Annotated in this window: 18 protein-coding genes and 1 pseudogene; 12 read left to right on the top strand and 7 right to left on the bottom strand. The window is 69.2% G+C overall.

Features of this window, described 5'->3' with window-relative positions; translation table 11 throughout:
• The first annotated feature begins 72 nt into the window (after window positions 1-72).
• The 5 genes from AC0VYP_RS11570 (at window position 73) to AC0VYP_RS11550 (ending at window position 7261) form a co-directional block, all read left to right on the top strand.
• On the top strand, window positions 73-3060 hold the full coding sequence (locus AC0VYP_RS11570) for a DEAD/DEAH box helicase (RefSeq protein WP_475473991.1): 2988 nt from the start codon (window positions 73-75) through the stop codon (window positions 3058-3060).
• The gene (locus AC0VYP_RS11565) at window positions 3057-3821 is read left to right on the top strand and encodes an SWIM zinc finger family protein (RefSeq protein WP_475473989.1); all 765 of its coding nucleotides are present in this window, start codon (window positions 3057-3059) and stop codon (window positions 3819-3821) included. Before AC0VYP_RS11570 ends, AC0VYP_RS11565 begins: the two co-directional genes overlap by 4 nt.
• Before the next feature lie 126 nt (window positions 3822-3947).
• Window positions 3948-4763 (top strand): SAM-dependent methyltransferase, encoded by an 816-nt coding sequence (locus AC0VYP_RS11560; RefSeq protein ID WP_285759602.1) that lies wholly within the window; start codon window positions 3948-3950, stop codon window positions 4761-4763.
• A gap of 118 nt (window positions 4764-4881) precedes the next feature.
• Entirely contained in the window at window positions 4882-5484 is a 603-nt protein-coding gene (locus tag AC0VYP_RS11555) for a TetR/AcrR family transcriptional regulator (RefSeq protein WP_285759601.1), read from the top strand.
• 553 nt (window positions 5485-6037) lie between these two features.
• Window positions 6038-7261: an AGE family epimerase/isomerase gene (locus AC0VYP_RS11550; protein WP_475473987.1), complete on the top strand. Its 1224-nt coding sequence runs from the start codon at window positions 6038-6040 to the stop codon at window positions 7259-7261.
• Between the two features lie 161 nt (window positions 7262-7422).
• Here AC0VYP_RS11550 and AC0VYP_RS11545 read toward each other — a convergent pair whose 3' ends face one another.
• Window positions 7423-7626 carry a cold-shock protein gene (locus AC0VYP_RS11545; protein WP_285759599.1) on the bottom strand — a complete coding sequence of 68 codons (204 nt, stop codon included), beginning with the start codon at window positions 7624-7626 and terminating at the stop codon, window positions 7423-7425.
• 330 nt (window positions 7627-7956) lie between these two features.
• Between AC0VYP_RS11545 and AC0VYP_RS11540 the strand changes: the two genes are divergently transcribed.
• Entirely contained in the window at window positions 7957-10275 is a 2319-nt protein-coding gene (locus AC0VYP_RS11540) for an FdhF/YdeP family oxidoreductase (RefSeq protein ID WP_475473985.1), read from the top strand.
• 61 nt (window positions 10276-10336) lie between these two features.
• On the opposite strand, the gene AC0VYP_RS11535 is transcribed toward AC0VYP_RS11540, so the two are convergent.
• The 5 genes and pseudogenes from AC0VYP_RS11535 to AC0VYP_RS11515 form a co-directional block, all read right to left on the bottom strand.
• Window positions 10337-11212 (bottom strand): SAM-dependent methyltransferase, encoded by an 876-nt coding sequence (locus AC0VYP_RS11535; protein ID WP_285759596.1) that lies wholly within the window; start codon window positions 11210-11212, stop codon window positions 10337-10339.
• Between the two features lie 36 nt (window positions 11213-11248).
• The gene (locus AC0VYP_RS11530; RefSeq protein ID WP_475474230.1) at window positions 11249-11668 is read right to left on the bottom strand and encodes an aromatic-ring hydroxylase C-terminal domain-containing protein; all 420 of its coding nucleotides are present in this window, start codon (window positions 11666-11668) and stop codon (window positions 11249-11251) included.
• A gap of 90 nt (window positions 11669-11758) precedes the next feature.
• Window positions 11759-12772, bottom strand: a pseudogene (locus AC0VYP_RS11525) (FAD-dependent monooxygenase); the annotation flags it as partial.
• A gap of 43 nt (window positions 12773-12815) precedes the next feature.
• Window positions 12816-14135 carry an NAD(P)/FAD-dependent oxidoreductase gene (locus AC0VYP_RS11520; protein ID WP_285759594.1) on the bottom strand — a complete coding sequence of 440 codons (1320 nt, stop codon included), beginning with the start codon at window positions 14133-14135 and terminating at the stop codon, window positions 12816-12818.
• 294 nt (window positions 14136-14429) lie between these two features.
• The gene (locus AC0VYP_RS11515; protein ID WP_285759593.1) at window positions 14430-15107 is read right to left on the bottom strand and encodes an O-methyltransferase; all 678 of its coding nucleotides are present in this window, start codon (window positions 15105-15107) and stop codon (window positions 14430-14432) included.
• Between the two features lie 259 nt (window positions 15108-15366).
• Between AC0VYP_RS11515 and AC0VYP_RS11510 the strand changes: the two genes are divergently transcribed.
• The 6 genes from AC0VYP_RS11510 to AC0VYP_RS11485 all read left to right on the top strand — a co-directional run bounded on the left by AC0VYP_RS11510 (window position 15367) and on the right by AC0VYP_RS11485 (window position 21460).
• A complete protein-coding gene (locus tag AC0VYP_RS11510) occupies window positions 15367-16221 on the top strand; it encodes a 3-hydroxyacyl-CoA dehydrogenase family protein (RefSeq protein WP_475473982.1) in 855 nt (284 codons plus the stop codon).
• On the top strand, window positions 16218-16505 hold the full coding sequence (locus AC0VYP_RS11505; RefSeq protein WP_475473981.1) for an acyl carrier protein: 288 nt from the start codon (window positions 16218-16220) through the stop codon (window positions 16503-16505). Before AC0VYP_RS11510 ends, AC0VYP_RS11505 begins: the two co-directional genes overlap by 4 nt.
• The gene (locus tag AC0VYP_RS11500) at window positions 16498-17640 is read left to right on the top strand and encodes an acyl-CoA dehydrogenase family protein (RefSeq protein WP_285759587.1); all 1143 of its coding nucleotides are present in this window, start codon (window positions 16498-16500) and stop codon (window positions 17638-17640) included. The genes AC0VYP_RS11505 and AC0VYP_RS11500 overlap by 8 nt, the downstream gene beginning before the upstream one ends.
• On the top strand, window positions 17637-18746 hold the full coding sequence (locus AC0VYP_RS11495) for an HAD-IIIC family phosphatase (protein ID WP_285759585.1): 1110 nt from the start codon (window positions 17637-17639) through the stop codon (window positions 18744-18746). Before AC0VYP_RS11500 ends, AC0VYP_RS11495 begins: the two co-directional genes overlap by 4 nt.
• A gap of 575 nt (window positions 18747-19321) precedes the next feature.
• Window positions 19322-19453 carry a hypothetical protein gene (locus tag AC0VYP_RS11490; protein ID WP_475473978.1) on the top strand — a complete coding sequence of 44 codons (132 nt, stop codon included), beginning with the start codon at window positions 19322-19324 and terminating at the stop codon, window positions 19451-19453.
• Between the two features lie 48 nt (window positions 19454-19501).
• The gene (locus AC0VYP_RS11485) at window positions 19502-21460 is read left to right on the top strand and encodes a BTAD domain-containing putative transcriptional regulator (RefSeq protein ID WP_475473976.1); all 1959 of its coding nucleotides are present in this window, start codon (window positions 19502-19504) and stop codon (window positions 21458-21460) included.
• A gap of 9 nt (window positions 21461-21469) precedes the next feature.
• Here AC0VYP_RS11485 and AC0VYP_RS11480 read toward each other — a convergent pair whose 3' ends face one another.
• A complete protein-coding gene (locus AC0VYP_RS11480; protein ID WP_475473974.1) occupies window positions 21470-22276 on the bottom strand; it encodes an arylamine N-acetyltransferase family protein in 807 nt (268 codons plus the stop codon).
• Between the last annotated feature and the right edge of the window lie 33 nt (window positions 22277-22309).

Raw genomic sequence — 22309 nt, 5'->3', positions numbered from 1 at the left:
GCCACCGTTGTCCCCGTCTGCGGCCATACTGGAACGGACAACCGTGCCGACGAGCGAAAACAGGCGGGGATCGTGCTGGTGTTGCACGCCGCGTGGCTGGACCACGCACTGGCCGTATGGGCCGAGGACTCCACCGCTCCCCCCGCCACCGGATCCCGGGCCGCAGCGGCCCCGCACCCCTATGCGCTGGGACACGACGGGCTGGCCGCCGCACTGGGTCCCGCCCTCGCCGCGAAGGCGGCGACCACAGAGCTCGAACTGCACCTGCCCGGTTCGGCGCGCCATCCCCTCCCCTCCCCCGGGCTGGAACCGCTGACCGAACCGCCCGCCGTACGCACGCCGGCCCTGCGCCGCTGGCGCGTTCCGGCACTGGCCTTCGCCGAGAGCGTCACCACCGTACTGGGACGCATGGAGAGCGCCGTCACCGGCGATGTGGCGATCGGCGCCGGGACCCGCCACCTCGTCGCCGTACGCGACCTCGCCCGCCGGCTGGTGGCGGGAGGGCGGGTGCTCCCCCTGGTGCTGGGCGACCCGCCGACGGCCCGATGGCGTCCTCTGATCACCGGCACCGACGCGGCGTTCTTCACCGCACTCGCGGAGGCATGGCCCCCCGTGGCCCGCGCGCATCTGGACCCTCTTGCCCGACCGTCCGCCGGCGAGCACGCCCTGTCCGTGTTGAACGCGCTTGTCAACGAAACCGCGCGCGAACGGCTGGAACGCGCGCCCCGGCCGTCCGGCACCGCCGCCTGGACCGCTGCGTTGCGCACTCCCGAGGCGGGCCTGCTCGATCCCGACCCCGCACTGGCGAGCGGGCTGCGCTCCTGGTTCGACTCTGCGCGCCACGGCGACGGACAACCCCGGTTGCTGCTGCGCCTGACCGAGCCCGTCGAGGCCCCCGACACCGCCGAGGCCGACGAGGTGTGGCGGGTGGAGTTCTGGGTGGGATCGGCGACCGACCCGAGTCTGCAACTCCCGTTGCGCGACCTCTGGGAGGGGGCGGGCGGGGACTGGCTGGGCCCCGAGGCGGAGGCCACGGCCCTGCGCGAGCTCGCCCGGGCTGCCCAGCACTATCCCGCGCTACGGCGCGTGCTGCGCGAACTCGCCCCCTCCGACATCGAACTCGGCCGCGGTGGGGCCTATGTCTTCATCCGCGACATCGCCCCCCGGCTGGCCGCGGCCGGCTTCTCCGTGGTGCTGCCGGAGTGGGCGGGCCGGCCCGCGCTGAGCCTTGCCTTGGACGCCCACGAGCGCCCCAGCGCCCAGGGGGGCGGGATCGGTGCCGAGGATCTCGTGGACTTCTCCTTCACGGCGATCCTCGACGGCGACCGTCTGGACGTGGCGGCCCTGACCGAACTGGCCCGGCTCAAACAGCCGTTGGTGCGCCTGCGCGGACGATGGGTGGAGATCGACCCCGCGGCGGTGGAGGGCGCACTGGACTTCCTGCGCCGCCGGGGCAGAGGCCGGATGCGCCGGTCCGAGGTGCTGCGTCTGGCGGTGACCGCCGATGCCCGGGAGCAGGTACCCGTCACCGAGGTGACCGCCGACGGTGCTCTGGGCGCGCTCCTGGACGGTACGGCGGAGCGGACGCTGGAGCCGCTGCGGCTTCCGGACGGGTTCGGCGCGACGTTGCGCCCTTATCAGGAGCGTGGCGCCGCATGGTTGCGCTTCCTCGGTGACCTCGGGCTGGGCGCGATCCTGGCCGACGACATGGGGCTGGGCAAGACGGTTCAACTGCTGGCGCTCCTGGCCGAGGAGCAGGCACGAAACGCCCATGGGCCGACCCTGCTGGTCTGTCCGGTATCGCTGGTGGGCAACTGGCAGCGCGAGGCCGCCCGGTTCGCCCCGGCTCTGCGGGTGCACGTGCAGCACGGTCCCGATCGCCCCCGCGGCAACGACCTGGCGCGCCTGCTCGGCAGTACCGACCTGGTGGTGACCACCTACGGCGTGGTGACCCGCGACGTCGAGGAGTTGGCGGGAATCCCCTGGCGTCGGGTGGTGTGCGACGAGGCCCAGGCGGTCAAGAACAGCTCCACCCGGCAGGCCCGCGCCGTACGCGAGCTCCGGGCCGACACCAAGATCGCATTGACCGGCACCCCGGTGGAGAACAACCTGGGCGAGCTGTGGTCGATCATGGAGTTCGCCAACCCCGGCCTGCTCGGTCCGGCCGCGGCCTTCGACCGGACGATCGCGGCAAGAGCCGGACGGGACGACGTGGAGGGCTCCGAGGAGAGCACCGCCTTGCTCAAACGGTTGACCGGTCCCTTCGTCCTGCGGCGCCTCAAGACCGACAAGAGCATCATCTCCGACCTCCCCGAGAAGCTGGAGATGCGCACCTGGTGCACCCTCACCCCGGAGCAGGCGTCACTGTACAAGGCCGTGGTGGACGAGATGAGCGAGCGTCTCGACGATGCCGACGGGATCCAACGCAAGGGGCTGGTACTGGCGACGATGGCGCGGCTGAAGCAGATCTGCAACCATCCCGCGCAGTTCCTGGGCGACGGCTCGGCGCTCGCGGGACGTTCGGGCAAGCTGGACCGGTTGGAGCATCTGCTCACCGAGGCGCTGGCCGAGGGCGACAAGGCCCTGTGTTTCACCCAGTACGCCGCTTTCGGCGACCGCCTCGCCCCCTATCTCGCCGCGCGGCTGGACCGGGAGGTCTTGTGGCTGCACGGGGGGACGCCGCGGCCTCGGCGCGAGGAGATGGTACGTCGGTTCCAGGAGTCGGCCGAGCCGATGGTCTTCCTGTTGTCGCTCAAGGCCGCGGGGACCGGTTTGAATCTGACCCGGGCCAACCACGTCGTGCACGTGGACCGGTGGTGGAATCCCGCGGTGGAGGACCAGGCCACCGACCGTGCGTTCCGCATCGGCCAGCGTCGCGACGTCCAGGTGCGCAAACTGATCTGTGTGGGGACCCTGGAGGAGCGGGTGGACGAGATGATCGAGCGTAAGAAAGCCCTGGCCCAGAGCGTCGTGGGCACCGGTGAGGAGTGGCTGACCGGGCTCTCCACCGCGCAACTGCGCGAGGTCGTGCGCCTGTCCCCCGAGGCGGTCACCCCGTGAGCGCGCGGCGGTGGTGGTCGCAGCGTTTCGTCTCGGCCCTGGAGTCGGACACCGAGGACGGACGGTTGGCCCGGGGACGCGCCTACGCCGCCTCGGGCGCGGTGCTGGAGGTGAAGGTGCGACCGGGCGAGGTGGTGGCCTCGGTTCGGGGGAGCCGGTCCCGGCCCTACCGGGTGAGCCTGATCGGGCGGGTACTCGATGACGCCCAGTGGGAGGTGGTGGTCGCCGCCCTCGCCGGACAACCACTGTTTCGGGCACGGCTGCTGTCGGGAGAACTACCCGCGGAGGTGGAGCAGGTATTCGACGTGTTGGGCCTGGACCTGTTCCCGCGGGGGCTGCACGACCTCGTCCTGACCTGCTCGTGCCAGGACTGGGGCCACCCGTGCAAGCACACGGCTGCCGCGCTGTACGTCATGGCCGAGCGGTTGGACGGTGACCCCTTCCTGCTCACGGCGTGGCTGGGCCGGGACCGGGCCGCGCTGCTGTCGCAGATGCGGCTGAGGGCGCGCGCCGGCGCGGAACCGGTGTCCGCAGGCACCGAACCCTCGCCGCCCGCGACTGTCGCAGCGGCCCCGCTTCCCGACGATCCACGGGAGTTCTGGTCGGCTCCCCCACTGCCCCGCCCGCACCGGGTGACCGTCGCGCCGCCGTTCGCCCCCAAAGGAGTGGAAGAGGTCGCCGCAGCGGTGGCACCGCTCCTGCGTGCGTTGACCGCGCAGGGCCCGGGGGAACAGGTCTCCGGCGTTGACGAAACGGGGTAACCATAGCGGCACAAGTTTCAAGAAACACGAGGAATGCCGTAAACACAGGGGATTCGCGGTTAAAATTCGCGGTTAGAGCGAACCGCCCCTCAACGCCCAGCAGAATACGCGAGGTACCCCTCCCTCATGGCCGGACTCGAGAAGGACGCAGATCAGCCCGTCATCCCCGACATCGACATGACCGTGCCGACCACCGCGCGGATCTATGACGCGCTGCTCTACGGCAAGGACAACTTCGCTGCCGATCGAGCCGTGGCCGAGATGATCTTGGAAGGGCTGCCCGAGATCCGCAAGGTCGCCCTGGACAACCGGGCGTGGCTGTCGCGGGTCGTGCACCACATGACCGACGAGCTCGGGATCGACCAGTACATCGACGTGGGTTCCGGGCTGCCCAGCGCCGAGAACACCCACCAGGTCGCCCAGCGGGTCAATCCCGACGTGCGGGTGGTCTACCTGGACAACGACCCCATCGTGCTCGCGCACGGCCGCGCGCTGTTGGCCGACAACAAGAACACCACCGTCTTCACCGCCGACGCCACCCGGCCGGAAGAGATCCTGGGCAACGAGCAGCTGCGGGAGCTGATCGACTTCGACCGCCCGGTGGGCGTGCTGTTCATCGCGCTGCTGCACTGCATCCCCGACAAGGCCGACCCCGCCCGCTGCATCAGCGCGATGATGGACGCGGTCCCCGCCGGAAGCTACCTGGCCTACTCCCACCTGGTCAGCGACAATCCTTCGGCCGCGGCGGAGCTGACCAACACCATGTTGGAGAACACGCACGGCAACTGGGGCCGGGTCCGCAGCCCCCAGGAGGCCGCCGACCTGGTCGGCGACCTGGAGCCGTTGGCTCCGGGGTTCATCGACGTGCGCACGTGGGGTGTGGAGCAGGCCCAGCCACCGCAGGACATCTGGGAGATCGGCGGCCTGTTCAAGAAGGTCTGACCGGACTTCCCTCGGGGGTGCGCCCTTTTCGGGCGCACCCCTTTCCTTGGCCAGAGTGTCCGTAACTGGTCAGAGCACAGTGGGAAAAATTGGTCTGGACCATGGCACCATGAAAGGCATGAGGGGTCAGCCGATCAGGGCCGGGACACGGGGACAGCGCTCGGACGCCTGCCGCAACCACGAACAGATCATCCGGGCCGCGACCGAGCTGCTCGCCGCCTCCCCCGGGGCCGGCATGGACGAGCTCACCGCGGCGACCGGGCTCGGACGCACGACCGTCTACCGGCACTTCCACGCTCGTGAACAGCTGGTGGCCGAGGTCTACGCGACGGCCTTCTCAGGCACCCAGCGCCTCGTGGCCGAGGCAGGTCTACAGACCTGCCCGCAGGACGAGCTGCTGGACCGAGCTGTGGCGGTGGCGATGCGGGCGGTGCAGATCTACCCGGTGCTCGTCAACGGCCCCGGCCTGAACCAGGACACGGTCACCGGCAGCGCGGAGTCGGGCTACGGGGCGTGCCTGGACGAGCTGGCCGGGCCGATGGCGCGGGCCCAGGAGGCGGGACTGCTGGATCCGGCGCTTCCGCCGCGCTGGCTGGCGGGGGTACTGCTCAACGACTGCGTGGGGGCGGTGCTGTTCTCCGCCGAGCTGCGCGACTCCCGCCTCGGCCCCGCCGAACTCGTACGGCTGGCCTTCGCCCGGGCCTGGGCCGCGCCGATCTGACTCGCGTACGGCGCTGCGCACGACTCGCAATGACGGGTATCCGGTCTCCGGCGCCTGCCACGCCCAGGGTGGGGCCGTTCCCGTCGGCGCAAACGGCCGGCGGTTTTGCGTCCGGGGACCGAGGAACACCGGCGCAGGATCGCGCGAGGGCTTTTGGCCTGCACACCGATCGCGGGCAAGCCTTTCCGGTGCTGTGGTCTCGTCGGCGGGCAGGGCGGCCGGTGTGCCCCATCGGTTCGGCGACGGTCACCGGGCCGTACCAAAGACGGTGTTCGGCACGTGCGGCCCGAGCGCCCCGCCGGCGTCGGAGGGTCCTCCCGCCCGCCGCCGCGATTAGCGACCTCGCCGGCCCCGGCGATACCGGCGAAGGCCACGAACAACGCGGAGTTGCCGGATGCCGGGTCCTGTTCGCTGTTCGTCGCCCCCGATCCGTACGCGGATGCGGTGGCCTCCCTTCCGGGAACAGGCGGCTCCACCCGGTGCCGGGGGAAGCGGCGCGCGGGCGATGCGAAAGGATGGCCCGATTCTCCCGACCCGATTGGAGCCACCCTCGATGCCTCAGTGGACCACTTCGCGCATGCACCGCGTCTGGCTGGACAACGAAGCCCTGCGCCTCCTGGAATTCGTCTCCGCCGCCGACCACCCGGCAACCGGGTTCGGCTGGCTGGGGGCCGACGGCTCCGTCGTCGCCGAGCAGGGCGTGCACACCTGGGTCACCGCGCGGATGACGCACGTCTTCGCCCTGGCCCACCTGGACGGGGTCCCCGGGGCCGGCCGGCTGGCCGACCACGGTGTGCAGGCACTGCGCGGTGCGCTGCGCGACGACGAGCACGGCGGCTGGTTCGCCGCGCTGAACGCCGACGGGTCCCCCTCCGACGACCGCAAGGACGCCTACCAGCACGCGTTCGTCCTGCTGGCCGCCAGCAGCGCGGCACTGGCCGGGCGCCCCGGCGCCGATGCCCTGCTCACCGATATCGGCAACGTGATCGAGGAGCGGTTCTGGGACGAGGCGACCGGGCGCTGTCGCGAGGGGTGGACCCGTGACTGGGGGGCGACCGAGGACTACCGGGGCGCCAACAGCAACATGCACATGGTGGAGGCGTTCCTTGCCGCCGCCGACGCCACCGGATCGTCGGTGTGGGCCCGGCGCGCACTGCGGATCGCGGAGTTCTTCGTGCACGAGGTCGCGGGCACACGCGGATGGCGGCTCCCCGAGCACTTCACCACGGACTGGGAGCCTGTCGCGGATTACAACTCCGACGACCGCGCGCACCCGTTCCGTCCCTACGGGGTGACGGTGGGGCACGTGCTGGAGTGGGCCCGCCTGTTGGTGAACCTGGAGACCTCGCTGGAGAAGGCGCCGGACTGGCTCCTGGCCGACGCCGAGGCGATGTTCTCCTTCGCGGTGGAGCGCGGCTGGTCGGTGGACGGCGCGGAAGGCTTCGTCTACACCCTGGACTACGACGACACCCCGGTGGTCCGAGCGCGGATGCACTGGGTGGCGGCCGAGGCGATCGCGGTTGCGGCGGTATTGGGTCTGCGCACCGGCGACGAGCGCTATGAGCACTGGTACCGGGTGTGGTGGGACCATGCCGCGGCGCACCTGATCGACACCGAGAAGGGGAGCTGGCACCACGAACTCGACGCGGTGTCGTTGGGGGTCCCCGAGGGCGCCACCTGGAGCGGCAAGCCCGACGCCTACCACGCCTACCAGACGGTGCTGCTTCCACGGTTGCCGCTGGCGGGCAGTCTCGCCGGCGCGCTGGCCAAGGGGTGAAAAAACCCGCGGGGGCCGATCGCGAACGATCGACCCCCGCGGGGCGGTTCATCGGCTCCCGCCGTCCCGGCCGGTAAACAGAACCGGGACGGTGAGGAAGCCGCAAGCCGGAACGTGCCCTACCGTGAGGGGGCTCGTTATGCGGCTTTGGAACGAGCAGACTAGAGAGCGCGGACGTTCTCGGCCTGCGGGCCCTTCGGGCCCTGCGTGACGTCGAACTCGACGCGCTGGTTCTCTTCGAGGTTGCGGAAGCCGCTACCCGCGATGTTGCTGTAGTGCACGAAAACGTCGGGGCCACCGGCGTCCTGGCTGATGAAGCCGAAGCCCTTTTCGCCGTTGAACCACTTGACGGTTCCCTGCGTCATGCGATCTCCCAATTCTTTGGAGACAGTTCCAGACTCGCACTTTGCAAGTCTGCGGGTGCTGCGGAACCTTCTTCAAAGAAAAACGCCCGCTTGTCAAGAACTCCGCGGGCGATCACATGCGATCAAAGCGAAATCAACGACTGCAACCCGCTGGTCAGATTAGCACAACGGTTCTCGGGTGACCAGGTCCCCAACCAGGGGTTATCCGGCGCCCTCAGGAGGTGCCCCGCACAGCACCCCGCCAGGAACTTTGCGACAATACGGATCAAGGGCGTGCCACACCGCGCAGGTCCGCCCCCAAACGACAGCAGCAACGAGGAGCCGATTCCGATGTCCCGTGCACCACAGGAGGACCCCCGCCAGGACGCGCCTGAGGTCAGCGCCCCCAAAACGTCGGCCGTGGGTATCCCGGCCGTTCTGAACAGCATGCGGGTCGTGGGCCGCCAGGCCGGAGCGGGCCGCGGACTGCTGACTCTGGTGGACGTGAACCAGAAGAAGGGGTTCGACTGTCCCGGGTGCGCCTGGCCCGAGCCCGAGAAGCGCCACTCCGCGGAGTTCTGCGAGAACGGTGCCAAGGCGGTGGCGGAGGAGGCGACCCGACGCGCCGTCACCCGGGAGTTCTTCGCCGAGCACGGCGTGGCCGACCTCGCCGGACGCTCGGGCTACTGGCTGGGGCAGCAGGGCCGCATCACCGAACCGGTGTACCTGGCCCCCGGCGCCACCCACTACGCACCGGTGTCGTGGGAGCAGGCGTTCGATATCGTCGCCGAGGACCTGAACGGACTGGACTCCCCCGACGAGGCGCTGTTCTACACCTCGGGCCGCACCAGCAACGAGGCCGCGTTCCTGTACCAGCTGTTCGCCCGCAAGCTGGGCACCAACAACCTGCCCGACTGCTCCAACATGTGCCACGAGTCCTCGGGGTCGGCGTTGGGCGAGACCCTGGGCGTCGGCAAGGGCAGCGTGTCACTGAAGGACCTCTACCAGGCCGACCTCATCATCGTGGCCGGGCAGAACCCCGGCACCAACCACCCCCGGATGCTCATGGCGCTGGAAAAGGCCAAGCAGGAGGGGGCGCGGATCATCACGGTGAACCCGCTGCCCGAGGCCGGGATGCAGCGTTTCCGCAACCCGCAGACGGCACGCGGGGTCCTAGGGTCGGGGACGATGCTCACCGACCTGTTCCTCCAGGTCCGGCTCGGCGGCGACCTCGCCCTGTTCAGCGCCCTGAACCGGCTGATGCTACAGATGGAGGAGCAGCGGCCCGGTTCGGTGCTGGACCGCGACTTCATCGAGGAGCACTGCCACGGCTTCGAGGAGTACCGCGGCGCGCTGCTGGAGACCGAGGAAGAGGCGTTCTGGGCGCGGGTGCACGAGAGCACCGGTCTGGAACGCGCCGAGATCGACGAGGCGCTGGCGATGGTGCTGGCCGCCAAGAAGGTCGTGGTGTGCTGGGCGATGGGCCTGACCCAGCACAAGCACTCGGTGCCCACGATCCGCGAGATCGTGAACTTCCTGCTGATGCGCGGCAACGTGGGCCGACCGGGCGCGGGCGTGTGTCCGGTCCGCGGGCACAGCAACGTGCAGGGCGACCGCACGATGGGCATCTTCGAGCGGCCCGATGCCACGTTCCTCGATGCCCTGAGTGCGGAGTTCGGCTTCGAGCCGCCCCGCGAGCACGGCCACGACGTGGTACGCGCGATCGAGGCCATGGGCACCGGATCGGCGAAGGTCTTCTTCGCGATGGGCGGCAACTTCGTCTCCGCCTCTCCCGACACCCACGCGACCGAGGAGGCCATGCGCCGTTGCGCGCTGACCGTGCACGTGTCCACCAAGCTGAACCGCTCGCACGCCATCACCGGGGCCCGCGCGCTGATCCTGCCGGCGCTGGGCCGCACCGACCACGACCTCACCGGTGGTGCCGAGCAGTTCGTGACGGTGGAGGACTCCATGGGCATGGTGCACGCCTCGCGCGGCAGCGTGAAGCCGCTGTCGGACGGGATGCGCTCGGAGGTGGCGATCGTGTCGGGGCTGGCCCGGCGGGTGCTCGGCGCGGACGACGACATCCCGTGGGAGGAGTTCGCCGGCGACTACGACCTGATCCGTGACCGTATCGAGCGCGTGGTGCCCGGCTTCGACGACTTCAACGCGCGGGTCCGCAACCCTTCGGGGTTCGCGCTGCCGCACGCGCCACGTGACGAGCGCCGCTTCCCCACGGCGACGGGTAAGGCGAACTTCACCGCCAACGGGCTCGCCGCACCGGAGATCCCCGCGGGCCGGCTGCTGCTACAGACCCTGCGCTCCCACGACCAGTACAACACCACCATCTACGGCTTGGACGACCGCTATCGCGGGATCCACAACGGCCGCCGGGTGGTACTGGTCAACCCGCAGGACGCGGCCGAGCTCGGTCTCGTCAACGGCTCCTACACCGACCTGGTCAGTGAGTGGACCGACGGCGTCGAGCGGCGGGCTTCGCACTTCAAGGTCGTGCACTACCCGACTGCCCGCGGCTGTGCGGCGGCCTACTACCCCGAGACCAACGTCTTGGTCCCGCTGGGGTCAACCGCCGACATCTCCAACACACCCACCTCCAAGTCGGTGGTGGTGCGCTTTGCCGCCGACAGCGGCGACTACCAGCCCGTCTAGTCTCCTTCGCCGCTGATGGCCGAGACCGAAGGGGGCACCCTGGACACGGGTGTCCCCTTGCTCACCCGCGCTCCGCGGTGAAGAAGATGCGACCGTGCGCGGAGCGCTCACCGCGGAACAGGTACGGGGTTGGGCGCCCGTAGGCCGCAGCGCGCTCGACGATGTCGTGCCCCTCGACCTGCCAACCGTGCCCGGTGAGCCACTGGTCGGCTGGGAGGGTGGGGCCGCCTTTGACCATGTCGGCCATGTGGAAGCCCGCCTGCTCCACGAAGGGGCGGACCCGATCGGTGTGGACCTCTCCGTCGTGGGTGTGGTCCAATCCCAGTCGGCTTCCCGGTGCGGACAGCCGCCCCAGCTCCGTCATCAGTTCGTCGCACGCCTCCTCGGTGAGGAAGCCCAGGGTTCCTTCCGCCAACCAGACGGTGGGGCGCCGAGGGTCGAACCCGGCCGCGAGCAGCGCGCCGGGCCAGTCGTCGCGAAGATCGGCGCGCACGACGGTGCGCTCGCAGGTTGGACGGGCTCCGGCGTCGGCGAGGACCGCCTCCTTGAAATCGAGGAGACCGGGAAGGTCCAGCTCGAACACGCGCTGCCCGGGGGGCCAGGGGAGCCGGAAGGCACGGGTGTCCAGCCCCGCTGCGAGCAACACGGTCTGGCGGCACCCGGCGGCACTGGCCTGTTCGAGGAACTCGTCGAGGAACCGGGTCTTGATGATGATGGTGTCGGCGATCATGTCGAGCAGGTCGCCGGACCAGGTTTCCGCTTTCCGCCTGTCGTCCCGCTGTCCCGGGGCGGCCAGGGCCGCGGAGAACCGCTCGGCGAGCGGGTCACTGAAGAGTCCGGCCGGCCTGCGGGTCTCCTCGGCGCGTGCGGCGACGTTGCCCAGTGCCGTCCAGCTCTCGTCGGCGATGGTCGGGAGCCGTTCGTGTTCCAGCACCATGTCACTCCTCATCGGATTCGATCGGTGGGCATCGGCTCAGGCCCGCCGGGGGGCCGCGCCGACCGTGAGGACACCGTCCAGCCAGCCCCACAGGCCCGTGGGGTCGGCGTTCCCGCGCCAGGCCAGATGCGCGTCGGGGCGTACCAGCAGGACGTCGGTGAGGCCGGGATGCTCGGGGTACAGCGTGACGAGTTCTTCTCCCAGACGCTCGGTCGCGACGGCGATGCTGTCCTCGTGTCCGGGGGGTGCGAGCAGCGCCCACCTACCCCGGAGCGCCTGGTGAACGGTGGTGTGGCTGCCGTTGACGAGGCGGCAGGCGATGTCGGGGACCCGCTCCCCCGGGCGCGGCCCGGCCTTGAAACGGCTGCGTTTGGCCGCCAGGGACCGCCCCCGGTAGTGCACGCCCAGTTGGGAGGCGCTGCGCCACAGGTACTCCTGCACTTTGGGGTGGTCCATGAGGGGAAGGATCAGCGAGTCGCGCAGCACCCGAATCCCCGGGGTGTCGCCGAGGACGACGCGGGAGGTGGCGGTGGTGGCCGAGACGACGGCGTCGGCGATCGGTCGCCGTTCCGCCTGGTAGCTGTCGATCAGTCGCTCGTCGGCGCGCCCCGCCATGACCAGGGCCAGCTTCCAGGCGAGATTCTCCGCGTCTCCGAGGCCGGTGTTCATGCCCTGGCCGCCGAAGGGGTGGTGGATCGCGGCGGCGTCCCCGGCGAGGAGCAGCCGCCCTTGGCGGTAGGAGTCGGCCAGGCGACGGTGGATACGGAAGCTGGAGAGCCACTCGACCTTGTCGATCTGGTCCGGGCAGAACGAGGTGCAGTCGCCCAGTTGGCGGCGGAGCTGCTCCAGGGCCGCCTCGCCCTGCACCACGGTGGAGGTGCCCGGCGGGGAGGGCGACATCAGCCGCCACCGGCCTTCCCCGGGAAGCGCGCACACGCTGATCATGCCGCCGCCGTGGGTCCAGCTGCTCATGATCTCGCGGTCGGCGTCCCAGCCGGTGCGCACATCGGCGAGGATGAAGTTCTCGGCGACAGGTGCGCCCGGGAAACCGATGCCGGCCAGTTTGCGGACCAGGCTGTGCGCGCCGTCGCAGCCGGCCACCCAGGAGGCCCGGACGCTCTCCAACCCCGTGGGCGTGCGCAGGAGGGCGTTCACCCCGGTGTCGTCCTGGGTGACCCCCACCAGCTCGTGGTCCCACTCGACGCGTCCACCCAGCTCGACCAACCGTCAACGCAGTGAAGCCTCCACCTCGACCTGCGAGATGAGCAGGGGCGAACGCTCCTGGGCCGCCATGCGCCGCATGGGCATGGTGGACACGAGCCGGTGCCCGATGTAGATCCGCACCTCGCTCAGGGAGATCGACCGCTCGGGTAGGTCGCCCAGCGCACCGAGGCGGTTGAGCACTTCCACGCCGCGCGGCTGGACGCCCAGCGCCCGGGAGGTGGCTGCCGGCTCGCTGTTGGTGTCGAGGATCCGCACCGGGGTTCCGCGCATGCGCAGTCCGCAGGCGAGCGCGAGGCCGGTCGGCCCGGCACCGATGACGAGTACGGGCGATTGCATACGACTCCAGTTCCTCGGGTGGTCAGGGCATGGCCGGGACGGGTCAGCCCGTGGCCGCGGCGACCGCGGCGCGGTTCCGGGGCGTGTTCTCGGGGTAGATCGGGCAGCCGAAGACCGGTTCGAAGGGGGCGAAGGTGTCCCAGCGGGGGTTGGCGCGCAAGGCCTGGGAGATGGGGTTGTCCCCGCTCCAGAAATCGCCGCCCATCAGCCGCACCATGTAGGTCTCCAGCTCCTCGCGGGGACCCTTGGCGTCGGCGAGCGCGCTGAGGAGTTCGCTCTGGTAGAACGAGTGGATCAACCGGATGTAGGTGTCGTAGCCGGTTTTGAAGAAGTTGGAATAGGTGTCGAGGACCCGGGTCTCGGACGCCGGGTCGGCCAACGCCTGGGTGATGGTCTCGGCGGCGCGGGTAGCGGTGGTCATCGCGACGAGGACCCCGCCGGAGAACATCGGGTCACCGAAGCATCCGGCGTCACCCACCATCAGCCATCCCGGCCCGGTGACGGTGTCGGTGTGGTAGCAGTAGTCGGTCTCGACCTTGAGGCCCATGGTCGGCCGGGTCCCTTTGAGGCGTTGGGTGATGCGTGGGATGCGCGCGACGTGCTGGTCGAACAGCTCCTCGGCGGCCCCCTTGCGGAAAACGGCGCGGGGCATCACCGTTCCGACGCTGATCGTGTGGGCGGAGAGCGGGATGGCCCATACCCACCCGTCGGCGTGGCTGCCGATCTGGATGTCCCCTTCGTGACCGGGGTTGTGGACCTCGTCGAGGTTCTCGTAGTGCCGGAAGACCGCGACCATGCGCAGTTCGTCGATGGTCTTGCGCAGGCCGAACCGCTGCGCGATCCGGCCGGAGCGGCCGCTCGCGTCCACGACGTAGCGCGCCTGGAGCTCGTGCGGCGTGTCCCGGTGGCGGTAACGGACACCGGTGAGGCGCTCGCCCTCCTCAAGGAATCCGGTCACCTGGGCGCCGTGCAGGACCCGGGCTCCCGCGCGTTTGGCCTGCTCGATGAGGACACGATCGAAGTGGGCCCGTTCGACCTGGAAGGTCTCGGCGTGGCGTCCCTCCCCCTGTTTGGAGAAGTCGGCCCTGAACACTCCCGGACTGAAGAACTTGGTCCCGGTGGGGTCGATGAACTCGCCGCCGCGTTTGATGACGTAGCCCTGCGCCTGGACCGCGTCCAGCAGGTCCAGGCGCTCCAGCAGGCCGACCATGTAGGGCAGCATGGATTCGCCGATGTGGAAGCGCGGAAACTCGTCACGTTCCAACAGGGTGACCGAGGCGCCTTCGCGGGCCAGAAGCGTGGCGCAGACGGCGCCGGCCGGCCCTCCTCCCACGACCACCGCGTCGAGCGTGGCACTGGACATTGCCTACCTCTTCTTCCCTAGACGCGTATCTCGGCGAAATTCGCCGGGACAGAACAGGGCGGCCGAAAACGTCCCCGGATTTCCCGTCGTCCACCGACCGGAAATCTGGCCGATCCATTTCGGAAAACACAAAAAACCGGGATATATACACCGCCGTCAATCGTCGATTCGATCGTCACCATAGAGGTGGGATCCGATGACTGACAATTGCCGCCAGTCATTTTCATGCCATTTTGGGGTCAGTGGCGGCGCCATCACCCTCGACGTGCCGCCCCGCCGGGGCAGCGGGAGCGGTCACCGCTGGGCGGGCACCCTCTTACGGGCGAGAGTGATCCCGTCTGCCATGGGGAGCATGCTCAGATCCACCCTCCGGTCGGTTGCCAGCAGTCTGTTGAGTGCGCGTACCGCCAGTGTGTCGGGGTCCTGGGCCTCGGGGTCGGCGACCCTGCCGAAGAACAGGGTGTTGTCGATGACGACGAGGCCGCCGGGACGGACCAGGCCGAGTACCGCTTCGTAATAGCGGGGGTAGTTGGCCTTGTCCGCATCGATGAATGCCAGGTCGAAGGAGTCCGGTCCCGATTGTTCGGCGAGTTGTCGCAGGGTGTGGGCTGCCTGACCGAGACGCACGTCGATCAGGTGGGCGACCCCGGCCCTCTCCCAGTAGCGCGCGGCGACGCGGGTCCACTTCTCACTGATGTCGCAGGTGACCAGGTGGCCGCCGGCGGGGAGCGCACGGGCCATGCACAGGGTGCTGTACCCGGTGAAGGTGCCGAGTTCGAGGACCGAGCGGGCACCGGTGAGCGCGACGAGCAGACCGAGCAGCTGCCCCTCTTCGGGCATGACCTGCATGGCCTGCGCCGCGGGCAGTCCCGAGGTCTCTCCGCGGAGGTCGCGCAAGATGTCGTCATCACGCAGGGAGAATTCCCGGACATAATCAAGTAGTTCGGCATTGGCGTCAACCTGATGGGCCATACTCTGACGCTAGCAGTGCGCACGGAAAAATCGAGGGCCGCACCCCAATTACCGGGGAATGGGTACCGAATGGGTCGAAGACACTGTTTATACCGCCACTGCGGTCGAGAATTATCGCGGCAACGCACATCGAATCGATTGGAACGGCGCCGATGTCTTTGGCCCACGGGACATTTCGATCCTGTTTCGCAGGAAAACCGCTATCGGGGCGTCTGGGCGCGACCGACGCACGGGCCCGCACGGAGAGCGGGGCGGGCCGGTGACAGGGCCACGGCTGGCGGTCGTCGGCGCCGGGGTGATGGGGGTGGGGATAGCGTCGCTCGCCCTGGGCCACGGAGTGCCCGTGCTTCTGGTCGAGACCGACGCCTCCCGCCTGGCCGGTGCGCCGGCCCGGGTCCACCAGCATCTGCGCCTCGCCCGCCTGACGGGAGCATTACCGGCGGAGGAGGCACCGGCCCGGCTCGCGACGAGTGCGTCACTGGCCGGCGCCGCCGACGCGGCGGCAGTGGTGGAGGCGGTCACCGAGAACGGCGCGTGCAAGGCCGAGGTGCTGTCGGAGGCGGCCATGATCGTGGCACCCGGCACTCCCTTGATCTCCAACACGTCCTCGATCCCCATCGACGAGTTGGCGGACTCCGTGTCGTGTCCGGAGTCCTTGCTGGGCACCCATTTCATGAACCCCCCGTACCTCATCCCCACCGTGGAGGTCATCCGCGGCAAGCGGACCGGGGAGCTCGCGCTGGCCGCCGCCCTGCGACTGCTCAGCGCACTGAAGCGCACGCCGGTTGTGGTGGGCGACACCCCGGGATTCGTGACGAGCCGCATCCTGCACCCGATGATCAACGACGCGGTGCGCGTCGTCGAGAGCGGGACCGCGACGGCGGAAGAGGTCAACGCCCTGCTCCAGGGCTGTCTGGGCCACCGGACCGGCCCGCTGCGAACCGCCGACCTCATCGGTCTGGACAACCTCCTCGACTCGCTGCGGGTCCTGCACGAGCGGACCGGAGACGAGGGTTGCCGTCCCACCGCGCTGCTGGTGGACAAGGTCGAGGCGGGCCACCTGGGCCGAAAAACGGGCCGGGGATTCTACGAGTACGGAGAGACACTGCTGTGACCACATCGTTGACCGGGGCCGCGACGGCGCAGGAGATCGAACAGGAACTGTCGTGCCACCTGGAGAAGCGGACCAAGAGGTCGTGGGCACCGGAGGAGGATCTCTTCGCCTCCGGTGCGCTGTCGTCTCTGTTCGCGATGGAGCTCGTCGTGTATCTGGAGAAAGCGTTCGGGGTCATGATCGGCGGCCCTGACCTGCGGATGGAGAATTTTCGCACGGTCCGCGCAATGTCGTCGATGGTGCTGCGGTTGGGCGGGGACGCCGAGGAGGGCGGTGATGCCTGAAGGAGAGGCGTGCCCGGTCCGCGGGTTGAGCACGTCGGTCGCCGAAGCGGTGGGCGACCGAGCGGCGGACTGGGACCGGTCGGGTGTGCTGCCCGTGACGGTTCTTCGCCGGCTGGGTGCCGAGGGTGTTCTGTGCGCACAGGTACCCGGCGCCTATGGCGGCCGCGGCCTGAACAGCGCGGGCAACGGAGCGCTCACCGCATATGCCGGCAGTCTCTGCAGTTCGCTGCGCAGCGTGATGACGTCCCAGGGAATGGCTGCGTGGGCTGTTCAGCGTCTGGGCGATGCCGAGCAGCGCAAAGCACACCTTCCTGTCCTGACCAGCGGGGGCCTGGCGGCCGTGGCGTTCAGCGAGCCCGGCGCCGGCAGTGATCTGGCGGCGATGGGAACCCGGTTTCGGGTTGACGGCGACGAGGTCGTCGTCACCGGCCAGAAGACGTGGGTGACGGCCGCCCACTACGCCGACCTCATTGTGGTCTTCGGTATCTGTGACGACGGCGCGGCCGCGGTGATCGTGCCGGTTGGCACGCCCGGGGTGAGGGTGCGCCGGATCGCCGACCCGCTGGGCTGCCGTGCCGCAGGGCACGCAGACGTCGAATTCACCGATGCCCGGGTCCCCGCAGCCAACCTGCTGGGAGGCTCCGGTTGGTCGCTGACGCTGCTGGTCACCTCGGCGTTGACCTACGGGCGGCTGTCCGTGGCCTGGGGCTGCGTCGGTATTCTTCGGGCCTGTCTGGGGGCGGCGACGGCCCACGCCCGTACCCGGCGGCAGTTCGGCAAACGGCTGGGCGACCATCAACTCGTGGCCCGCCACATCGCCGAACTCGTCGTGGCCGAACAGATCGCCGCCCGGTCGTGCGAGCATGCGAGCAGCTGCTGGGACGACGCCTCCCCCGACCTGGTGCTGGCATCGGTACTGGCCAAGCACACCAGTGCGGTCCAGGCCGCGCACGGGGCGGCCACTGCTGTGCAGGTCCTGGCCTCGACGGGGGCCGACGACGGCCACGTGGTGGCACGGGCCTACCGTGACGCCAAACTGATGGAGATCATCGAAGGCAGCAACGAGATCTGTCAGCTGATCCTCGCCCAGCACGCGCTGGAGACGAGGGAAGACCTCCCCGGGATCGCCCCGTGAGCGCGGGAAGGGTCGCGCCGTCGCCCCAGGTACCGGTGAAGTGCCTGGTCTGGGATTTGGACAACACGCTTTGGCAGGGAATTCTGCTGGAGGACGAAACCGTCACCCTGCCGGAGGCGGTGCTGACCACCATCCGCGCCTTGGACGCGCGCGGCATCCTGCAGTCGGTGGCCAGTAAGAACGACCACGAAACCGCCTGGGAACAGTTGCACGCGCTGGGGGTGGCCGAATTCTTCGTGCTGCCCGAGATCGGGTGGGGCGTCAAGTCTGCTTCGGTACGGCGGATCGCCGAACAGTTGGGGTTCGCCCACAGCACGATCGCATTCATCGACGACCAGCCTGCCGAACGTGCCGAGGTGGCTTTTCACCTGCCCGACGTACGCTGTTACCCTGCGGAACAGGCGACCCGCCTGTCGGGTCTTCCCGAGTTCACCCCCGCGACGACCACGGTGGACTCGCAGCAGCGCCGGCGTCTCTACCAGGCGGGGTTCGAGCGCGCGGCCGAGCGCGCCTCCTTCGCCGGCCCCGACGAGGACTTCCTCCGCTCGCTGGAACTGGTGCTGTGCGTGGCACGGGCGAGCGGGGCCGAACTGTCTCGCGTGGAGGAACTCACGCTGCGCACCAGCCAGATGAACGCCACCGGTGTGCACTACCCCGATGCAGAACTGCGGCGGCTGCTGACCGACCCCGCCCACGAGGTACTGGTCGCCACCCTCGCCGATCGGTTCGGCCCGCACGGCGCGGTGGGCGTACTGCTTGTCCACAAGCATCGGGAGATGTGGCACCTCAAGCTGCTGGCCACGTCGTGCCGGGTGGTCTCGTTCGGGGTGGGGACGGTCATCGTGAACTGGCTGGTCGATCAGGCGAGCCGAGCGGGCGTCCATCTGGTCGCCGACTTCCGGCCCACCGACCGCAACCGGATCATGGAGGTCGCCTACCGATTCGCCGGATTCGGCGAAGAGGAGTGCGCGTGCCACTTAGTACCGGCGGACGCCTCCCCGGGTGTCCTCCGGTTGCACCTCACCCCGGCCCCCCGCCCGGCTCCGACGACCATGCTGGTCGAAGCGCCCGACCTGGCCGAACGGGAGGGGATGCAGCCCCCCTAGGGCAATGCGTCACCGTGCGGTGTCCGGGCCGTCCAGGCAGCCGGGCGCCGCATTGGCGTTTCCGGGTACGTTTTTATTTTCCGCGCACCACGGAACTTGTGTCCGAAAAATAAAATCAACTGCCGGAGCACAGTGATATTACTCTCTCTGGACATCGGATGGGAGCTTTCCTATAAACATGGGAGAGCTGCAGCCGGGGTAGGTAGCACAGCAACATCAAAACAGCGAAAGAATCATTACCAGCGACGATCATTTCTTTATTTACAAAAATTGATAATTACTACGGATGGCCCCCATTCGAGCCTTATGACCGATTTTGACAACGAAGCGTCCACCAGAACTCTCAACCGCTCCGACCTGCACAATGCCGCCGATTTCCATGTTTCCCCAGCGGCATCGACGGCAAAATAGTTCGATTGGCCCATACCGCCGCAACCGAACGCACCCGCCCCATCGGCCGACGCCCACGAGAAGCCATCTCGGGGTGAGCCTGCCTATTTTCCACCCGAAAAAATAGCGAAAACTGCGCCCTCGGCAGGGATCGCTGAAAAGCCGGCAAAAAATCGGGAGATCTCATGCAGTTTCATTTGCTTGGCCCCTTAGAGGTCATCGATGACAGCCATCCCGTACCACTGCGCGGCGTGAAACAACGAGCCGCGCTCGGATTCCTCCTGTTGCACGCCAACCAGGTGGTTGCGGCCAGTTGACTGCTGAGAGCCCTCTGGCAGCACGACACCCCGCCGACCGCGCGCAAGATGCTGCAGAACGCCGTGACCGACATCCGCCGGTTGCTCGTCACCGACACCGCGGGCACCCCCTCGGCCGCGCTGCTGACCCACGCTCCCGGGTACCTGCTGCACGTTGACGCCGACTCCATCGACCTGCGACGATTTGAGCTGCTGACGGCGAAGGGCCGCCGCGACCTGGCCGCCGGGGCATGGCAGCCGGCGGCAGCGGCACTGCGCGAGGCCCTGGGACTATGGCGAGGCGAGGCACTTGCCGACCTGGTCGAAAAGGGAATCCGGTGGCCGGAACTGGCCGCGGTCCAGGAGCAGCGGCTCGCAGCGCTTGAGGACTGTTTCGACGCCGAACTGGCCTGTGGCCACCACCGTGAGATCGTCGGCGAACTGGAGACCCTGGCCGAAACGGAGCCGCCGCGCGAGCGGCTGCACGGTCAGCTCATGGTCGCGCTCTACCGATCGGGTCGGCAGAGCGACGCTCTGGGGGTCTACCGGCGCACCCACTCGGCGCTGGTCGACGACCTCGGGATCGAGCCCGGGCGGGAACTGCGCGAACTGCATCGGATGATTCTCGATCACGACCAGGCACTGGATCTTCCCCCGGGGAGCCGATCGGTCACGGTGCAGACCCCGCCTTCCTCCGGAGCCCCGTGCATCGCCGCGGAAACAGGACCGGGCACCGACGGACAGCCGCCCCGACGGACCCGACTCAGCGCGCTGCTGGTGACGACACGGATGTTGACCGGGACGGGGACCGACGCCGACTCCGAGACGGTGTTCGACCGGGCAGTGGCCACCACGTGCGCGGAGATCGACCGGTGCGGCGGAACCGTTGCGGGGACGGTCGGTTCGATGGTTCTGGGTCTGTTCGGTCTGCCGCCCAACGGTGAGGCCGGCGGAGCCGAGCGTGCGGTGCACGCGGCACTTGCCATCAGGGAACGGTTCGGGCAGGACGCACGGGCGGGGGTCGCGGTCCGGGCAGCGGTGTCCACCGGCGATGTCGTGCTGTTCGCCCGGCCGGACGACACCGCCCCGCCCCGGGCGCTGGCCGCGGAGGTGATCGACGGGTGCGTGCGGTTGCTGGCGTTCGCGCCGGCCGGCGGCGTGCTGGTCTGCGACTCCACCAACGAGGACAGCAGAGGGGTGATTCTCTACTCCGCCGAACGTGCCCCTGCCGGCGGGTGGGAACCCCTCGGCGTGCTCCCCGAGGAACACGACACCGGCCCCGAACCGGTTGTCGACCACGATCTCGGGGTCCTGCGCGGCCTGCTCGAACGTGTCCGCCGCCGTAACCGCCCGCACCTGGTGACCCTGCTGGCGGAGCCGGGCTCCCCCCGGGCGGCCGGCCTGCTGATGGGCCTGCAGGAGACGGTGCAGTCGTATCCGACGGTGGTACGCCTGCTCGGGGGTGGTGCCTCCCCTGCCGACGGGGCCGCCGGTGCCACCGCACTGGCGGTGATCGTCCGGTCCTACTCGGGCGTCCTCGACTCCGATTCCGACAGCGTGGCCGAAGGCAAGCTCACCGAGTCCGTGCAGCGCCTGGTCGGGGCCGGGGACCTGGCGGCCTGGATGATCGTGCACCTGCTGCCCCTGCTGCTCAGGGACGAGGGCTCGGCCGAGACGTTGAAGGCCGTGCGATGGCTGTTGGAGGAGATCGCGGCCCAGCGGCCGTTGATCGTCGTCGTGGAGGATCTGCACCGTGCCGACGAAGCACTCGTAGAGTTCATCGGCGGTCTCGTCGAGCAGATCAGTCCGGTTCCGCTCCTGGTGATCGCCATGGCACATCCCGACCTCCTGCACAACCGGCCTGCTTGGGGGAAAGGAACGTTCGACTCCACAATCATCACGCTGGACGCCCGGGCCGATCCGTCCGATCACCAACCGGAGTCGCACCACCACCGCCCCGCGTTCTCCGCGACTCGCGCCCCGACTGGTCCGATCATGGGGTGGTCCCGGGCAGCTGTACACCGGTAGGAAGGCCGATCATCCGACTGCCGTCCCGCCCCGGCCCAGGACGGCGCCGACAACGGCGTCGTAGGAGCCGGGGCCAAGCACGCTGACCGTTTCGTGCCCGTCGTCCACCTTGAGGTGACGGCGGCCCACGACGACGATGTGGCCGGTATCGGTGGCCCGGCCGACCATGGTCGTGCTGACGATGCCGGATTCGCCCAGGAAGCGCTGGAAACGTTCGGTGAAACCGTCCCACTCGCCTACCGTTCGACTCCGCTTCCGAAAGCGGTAGAGCGCGCGCCAGTCGCCGGTCGCGCCCTTCCGGTGCAGCACGAACCGCGATCCCTGCTCGGTCACCTTGAACCGGCAGCCGTACTGCACCTGCTCCTGCGGGCTCACCCGCACGGGCTCGATGAACGAGGGGCCCGCGAAACCCACGTCGGCCAGCCACAGTTCGTCGTTGACGTGGACACCGATGAACCGGTGCGACAGGTCCGGGCTGAACGTTCCGTCGTCCTGGGCGACGCCCGCGGCAAGGGAGAGGGTGGCAAACCCCAGCGTGTCGAGGAGGAGCTGCATCAGGAGGTTGAGCTCGAAGCAGATCCCTCCGACCCCGCGCACCACGATCTTGTCGAAGGCGGCATCGGGGTCCACGTCGGCCAGGTTCCCGGGCAACGGACCGCCCTCTTCGGGGAACCGGGTGTTGTCGTAGGGGATCGACCGCAGGTGGCTGCGGTGCAGGGCGCACAGTGTGGCGAGCGTGGGCTCGAGGGGGCCCGAGTAGCCCAGGCGTCGCAGGTAGGTCGCGGCGTCGAAGGGCCGGGGCTTTCGCGGTGGCACTGGCGGTGTTCTCCTGCTCTGCTCGATGGACGG

It is taken from the genome of Nocardiopsis sp. iso_186, assembly GCF_056173365.1.
This window is presented reverse-complemented; position numbering and strand designations above follow the sequence as displayed.

Coding starts and splice junctions, on each gene's coding strand:
- AC0VYP_RS11515 (WP_285759593.1), bottom strand. CDS start 15,107: ATGGCCCATCAGGTTGACGCCAATGCCGAACTACTTGATTATGTCCGG.
- AC0VYP_RS11540 (WP_475473985.1), top strand. CDS start 7,957: ATGTCCCGTGCACCACAGGAGGACCCCCGCCAGGACGCGCCTGAGGTC.
- AC0VYP_RS11485 (WP_475473976.1), top strand. CDS start 19,502: ATGCTGCAGAACGCCGTGACCGACATCCGCCGGTTGCTCGTCACCGAC.
- AC0VYP_RS11520 (WP_285759594.1), bottom strand. CDS start 14,135: ATGTCCAGTGCCACGCTCGACGCGGTGGTCGTGGGAGGAGGGCCGGCC.
- AC0VYP_RS11550 (WP_475473987.1), top strand. CDS start 6,038: ATGCCTCAGTGGACCACTTCGCGCATGCACCGCGTCTGGCTGGACAAC.
- AC0VYP_RS11535 (WP_285759596.1), bottom strand. CDS start 11,212: ATGGTGCTGGAACACGAACGGCTCCCGACCATCGCCGACGAGAGCTGG.
- AC0VYP_RS11490 (WP_475473978.1), top strand. CDS start 19,322: ATGCAGTTTCATTTGCTTGGCCCCTTAGAGGTCATCGATGACAGCCAT.
- AC0VYP_RS11530 (WP_475474230.1), bottom strand. CDS start 11,668: ATGGACCACCCCAAAGTGCAGGAGTACCTGTGGCGCAGCGCCTCCCAA.
- AC0VYP_RS11500 (WP_285759587.1), top strand. CDS start 16,498: ATGCCTGAAGGAGAGGCGTGCCCGGTCCGCGGGTTGAGCACGTCGGTC.
- AC0VYP_RS11555 (WP_285759601.1), top strand. CDS start 4,882: ATGAGGGGTCAGCCGATCAGGGCCGGGACACGGGGACAGCGCTCGGAC.
- AC0VYP_RS11560 (WP_285759602.1), top strand. CDS start 3,948: ATGGCCGGACTCGAGAAGGACGCAGATCAGCCCGTCATCCCCGACATC.
- AC0VYP_RS11545 (WP_285759599.1), bottom strand. CDS start 7,626: ATGACGCAGGGAACCGTCAAGTGGTTCAACGGCGAAAAGGGCTTCGGC.